The organism is Aquiflexum sp., assembly GCF_041751335.1.
Classification (GTDB): domain Bacteria; phylum Bacteroidota; class Bacteroidia; order Cytophagales; family Cyclobacteriaceae; genus Aquiflexum.
In genome coordinates this window covers 1-4,966 of record NZ_JBGSXS010000190.1, presented here as the reverse complement: position 1 = coordinate 4,966, position 4,966 = coordinate 1, and the positions used below count along the sequence as shown (strand labels likewise).

The window sequence follows — 4,966 nt, the reverse complement described above, 5'->3', positions numbered from 1 at the left end:
ATATTATCTTACTTTTTACCACATAGAAGCATAGGGCACATAGTTTTACTATTCCATCACTTTGAAATGGCTTAAAAAACATTTCATAAAAGGCTATGTGATCTATATGTCCTATGTGGTATTCAAAAAAAAATAAAGCTTGGAGGGGGTAAGGTCCCACTATCCCTTACTTTGATGCTACTTTGGTGGAGAGCAAGAAATGATATGGGAAGAAGTCTGAACACTTAAATGGTGGGGTCTAAGTCTGAAGACTTGAACCAATTTATTTCCCCAAGATCAAACCTTCTCACCACTTCCCATCTCCCCTCAACCTTCTTCAACAAAGCGATATCATTAACCTCAAGTTTCTCTTTAAGCGTCTGGGTTTTGATAAACTCCCAATATTCATCGAATAATTTTGGTTTAATGTCTTTAAAGGCGATGGTCATGTGGGCATGATAAGCCCTGTCACTGAGTTCTTCCACCAATTTAAGATCAGTCTTGCAGAATTTGGATAATGATAACTGCATATCGGTGAGATACTGATTTTTCTTCACATTGATGAAAATAACCCTATTTCCAAATTTGTCAAATCCATTTAAATCAATATTGAAAGGTTCAATGGTTTTGAAGAACCCTTCCAACATACCGCCCAAATTCCCCTCTTTATTTTCATTCCATGAAAATGGCATCTTCAGAGTAATATGGCTAGGGGACTTAAGCGCATATTTTAGGTTGAACTTTTCCTTCATCAGGTCTTTTAGGGCAGTTGCCTGAACCTGCACAGGCCCCTCAGGGACGATAGCAATGAAATATTTTGCTGGAGTATTTGCCATTTAAAACAAATATAAAGCTTTTGGGGTACGGGGTGACCTATTTTCGAAGAGTTTCAATTAAATTGTAAAAACAATTATTCCAATGAAAATTTTAAATTGTAAATTGAAATTCAATTAATCTTGTCAGTCTTATGAAGAATTTTGAAAAGGCAATGGTCGGTCTGGACCTTACAGAAATGGATGAAATCCTCATCCCTAAAATCTCAGCTGTAACAGGAATCCTTGGTATCCAAAAGATATATTTTATCCATGTTTCAAAAGACCTGTCCCTTCCTGAGGAAATCACTAAAAATTTCCCTGACCTGATCGCACCTGCAGATGAAGCCATCAAATCGGAAATCAAATCCCTGCTTGCTTCAAGTAAATTTCCTAAGAATATAGAAATTGAAATTGTGGTGGAAGAAGGAAATCCCATGTCCACCGTTCTGAGATGGGCCAAGATTAAAGATGTTGACCTGATGATTATGGGAAGGAAAAAAGTGTTGGAAGGAAGCGGATCTCTGGCAAAATCCTTAGCCCAAAAAGCCCCTTGCTCGGTTATGTTTATCCCCGAGTTGGTAAATATCAAAATTCCTGAAAGAATCCTGGTGCCAATGGATTTCTCGGCCCACTCCCATTTTACTTTTCAGTTTGCTGACAAAGCAGCTGAGGAATTTGGCTCCACCATCTTTGGCCTGCATTTGTACGAGGTGCCTTCGGGTTATTACAAAACAGGAAAATCATTTGATGAATTTGCTGCCATTATGGAAACACATGCGAGAAATGACTACGAAAAATTTCTCGCCAAACATTCACATAAGGATTTTGACTGCATGTTTGTACTTAAGGACAATGGGAATGAGGGAAAGTTCATTATAGACAAAGCAAAAGAACTGAACATAGATTTGATTTTGATGGGAAGTAGGGGCCGTACCTCCTCAGCAGCGGTGTTATTGGGCAGTATTGCCGAAAAACTCGTTCAGGCTAATAATGAGGTGCCCATGTTGATCTTCAAAAAGAAAGGTGAAACCATGAGTTTCTTTGATGCGCTGATGAAAATTTAATAGGCATTTTTTCTGTTTATCACCAACTCATAGACAGTGAGGATACAAATTTTCAAATCAAGTATCAATGACCAATTTTGAATGTAAAAATAATCCAAGCGAACCCTAGACCTTATCTGATGGGGTTTTTCTATTTCTCCTCTATATCCCTTCACCTGCGCCAATCCGGTAATTCCAGGCTTAATTTTATGACGGGAATTGTATTTTTCAATCTGATTTTTAAAGGCCTTATTGATAGGAATAGGGTGGGGCCTTGGACCTACAATAGACATGTCCCCAAACAAAACATTGATAAACTGCGGCATTTCGTCCAAAGACGATTGTCTCAAAAATGAACCGATTTTGGTTACTCTTGGGTCATTTTTTACTGCCTGATGCGTATCTGCATAATCATTGGGAGTCATTGACCTGAATTTGAGACACAGAAATACTTTATTGTTGACTCCATTTCTTTCTTGGATAAAGAATATTGGTCCTTTGGATTCGAGTTTAATCAAAAATCCTACAAGCGGAATCAGCCAACTCAAAACAAAGGTGATGACTAAAAGTGAAAAAACGATATCAAACGAACGTTTCAGAAATCTATGAACAACATGGTCTAAAGGAATCTCATTTACATTGATAACTGTCAGGTCACCATATCTTGAAAAGGAAAGATTTTTCTCCAATTGAAGGGCGCCACTGGGAATGATCTTGACTTTGATAAAATGGTCATCGGCAAAGGAAATTAACTTTTTGATAACCTTTTTATCCAAAAACTCATTGATATAAATTAGGTTTATCCCTAAAGTCTCAGCCTCCTCAAAAAAGGACTCAATCTTCCCCCTTGTCTTATCGCTTCTCTCATCATCATCATAATAACCCAAAAATCTAATCCCAAAATCTTTTCTCAACTTGAATACATCCTCTAGACGATTACCCATTCCGCCACTTCCTATAATCACTGCTTTTCTATAATCCAGACCTTGAACATGCATTCTTTTGATTAAAAAATGCCATGAAAGCCTGTAGAATAACAGCACAAAAAACAGAATGGCTGCCAAAGACACGAATGAAAGCAACCTCAGGGCATTGTCATGGAAAGGCATCCAAATCATTGAAATGATCACCAAAAACCATGAAAGAGAACCCATTAATTTTTTGAATGTTTGATTGGGTTCACTGGTACGTTCAAATTTAAAATCTTCCTTTAAGATCGTAATTACCATCCAAATCATGATAAAGACTGGGAAATTCAAAAAATCTAAGCCTTTGAAATCAGAAAAGGGCTGAAAGAGAAAGTTGGAAATAAAAAAGGAAAATGATACCGCCGCTATGTCACCTAAAACGAAAACCCACGGAGAATATTTGTATAAGCGTTTTTTCATAAAAATCGTAAATCTACCATTTCATTACGTTCCTGATACACAAAAGATTTATTCGCGAAGGATTTAATTGAAATAAGTTTTAGTCAACTTGAACTGCTGGCAAAATTATAAAAGATTATCAATGCATAACCAATTTCAGTTAATTAATTTGCTGAAATAGATATCTTTGCCCTAAAGTTTTCTATTTTAAAAATGATTAATTTAAAAACCTTGTTGGCTTCATCTGATCAAAAAGGTTCCTTGGGTGATAGATTCAGAAATAATAGGTACATATTTTTTGAAGAATTAATCCATAAACAATTTGGTAATGCGTTCCCCATTCGAATCCTTGATATTGGAGGTATGGCCTATTTTTGGAAAGATAAAGAATTGCTGAAAAAAGGACTGGTAGAAATCACTTTACTCAATCTTGAAAGGGAAGAAACAGATATTCCAGGACTTCATGCAGTATCGGGAGATGCCACCAACCTTTCCGAATACCCCGACAAAAGTTTTGATCTGGTGTTTTCTAATTCGGTAATTGAACATCTTTACACCTGGGAAAACCAGGAAAAGATGGCCAAAGAAATCAACCGAGTCGGTAAAAAATTTTGGGTTCAGACACCAAACAGGCGTTTTTTTATAGAAGCTCATTATGCTTTGCCGTTTGCACAATATCTGCCCAAAAAACTGATCTATTTTATCCTCACAAAAACCAAACTCAGTAGAGGCATGCGATGGAACCCCGAATATGCCCAACAATATTTGGATGAAATCAGACTGCTTACAATCGGTGAGATGAAGGAATTGTTTCCAGGAGCAAAGATGTATAAGGAGAAGTTTGTGGGGATGACTAAATCGGTAACGGCTTATAATTTATGATTATCCGCTTTTCCAACAGTAGACGAATTTTCTTTTGGTTACGGGTCGGATGTCAGGTGACCGATGACCGATGAAGCATAAAATCAAATGTTATGAAGATTTTTCTATTCTTTAAACTAATGGTAAAATTGCGGACATACCTATTTTTGATTTTGTCCTGATGTTTTTACAATGAGATTATAGATAAGTATTTCACCAAATTCCCCATTTCTTTAGCTAAAAGTATCCAACAGATTGATAGTTCGGTCAAATTATCCCTATTTGCATCCTTCTTTATAATTGAACAAATTAAGACAATCTCATGGATAGAATTGAATTGATTCAGAAAATATTTCAAAAAACAAATTTTGAAAACTACCTGGAAATAGGTTGCCAAACAGGCAAATCTTTTTTGCCTATCAGGGCTAAAAACAAAACTGCCGTAGATCCTGTTTTTAAAATCCCTTTTGGTAGAAGGTTCAAATGGCTTTTTAAATGGCCGGCCAACTTCAAAGCAAGGTACTTTGCGCTTGAGAGTGACGTTTTTTTTGATTCACAAAAAGCTTACCTCCAAAACTTAGAGAAATTAGATGTGGTTTTGGTAGATGGTCTCCATAATTTCAGAGGTGCCTTACATGACGTGTTGCATTCCTTGGTGTATCTGAGTAATGATGGTATCATTATCCTACATGATTGTTATCCTCCACATGAAGCGGCCTCTATTTATGCGGACATTTTTCCTCCAGAAGAACAGCAGAGACAAACGAAGGGTTGGACGGGAGAATGGTGTGGGGATGTGTGGAAGAGCATGGCCTACTTATTGGAAAAATATCCCAACTTATTGGATATCGGAGTTATAGATACCGATTATGGTCTTGGATATGTTCGGTTCAAAACTGCC

The 4,966-nt window shown here is 36.9% G+C and carries 5 protein-coding genes; 3 read left to right on the top strand and 2 right to left on the bottom strand.

Annotated elements, in window-relative coordinates:
• Positions 1-224: 224 nt before the first annotated feature.
• Positions 225-815 (bottom strand): 2'-5' RNA ligase family protein, encoded by a 591-nt coding sequence (locus ACEW8U_RS10620; RefSeq protein ID WP_373522014.1) that lies wholly within the window; start codon positions 813-815, stop codon positions 225-227.
• A 131-nt stretch (positions 816-946) separates the two neighbouring features.
• On the opposite strand from ACEW8U_RS10620, the gene ACEW8U_RS10615 reads away from it, so the two are divergent.
• On the top strand, positions 947-1,858 hold the full coding sequence (locus ACEW8U_RS10615) for a universal stress protein (RefSeq protein WP_373522013.1): 912 nt from the start codon (positions 947-949) through the stop codon (positions 1,856-1,858).
• On the opposite strand, the gene ACEW8U_RS10610 is transcribed toward ACEW8U_RS10615, so the two are convergent.
• Positions 1,855-3,225 (bottom strand): exopolysaccharide biosynthesis polyprenyl glycosylphosphotransferase, encoded by a 1,371-nt coding sequence (locus ACEW8U_RS10610; RefSeq protein WP_373522012.1) that lies wholly within the window; start codon positions 3,223-3,225, stop codon positions 1,855-1,857. The genes ACEW8U_RS10615 and ACEW8U_RS10610 overlap by 4 nt on opposite strands.
• Positions 3,226-3,417: 192 nt before the next feature.
• Between ACEW8U_RS10610 and ACEW8U_RS10605 the strand changes: the two genes are divergently transcribed.
• Together ACEW8U_RS10605 and ACEW8U_RS10600 are read left to right on the top strand one after the other, a co-directional pair.
• A complete protein-coding gene (locus ACEW8U_RS10605; RefSeq protein WP_373522011.1) occupies positions 3,418-4,086 on the top strand; it encodes a class I SAM-dependent methyltransferase in 669 nt (222 codons plus the stop codon).
• A 301-nt stretch (positions 4,087-4,387) separates the two neighbouring features.
• Positions 4,388-4,966, top strand: a 579-nt coding sequence (locus ACEW8U_RS10600; protein WP_373522010.1) for a class I SAM-dependent methyltransferase, incomplete at its 3' end; no start/stop codon positions are given.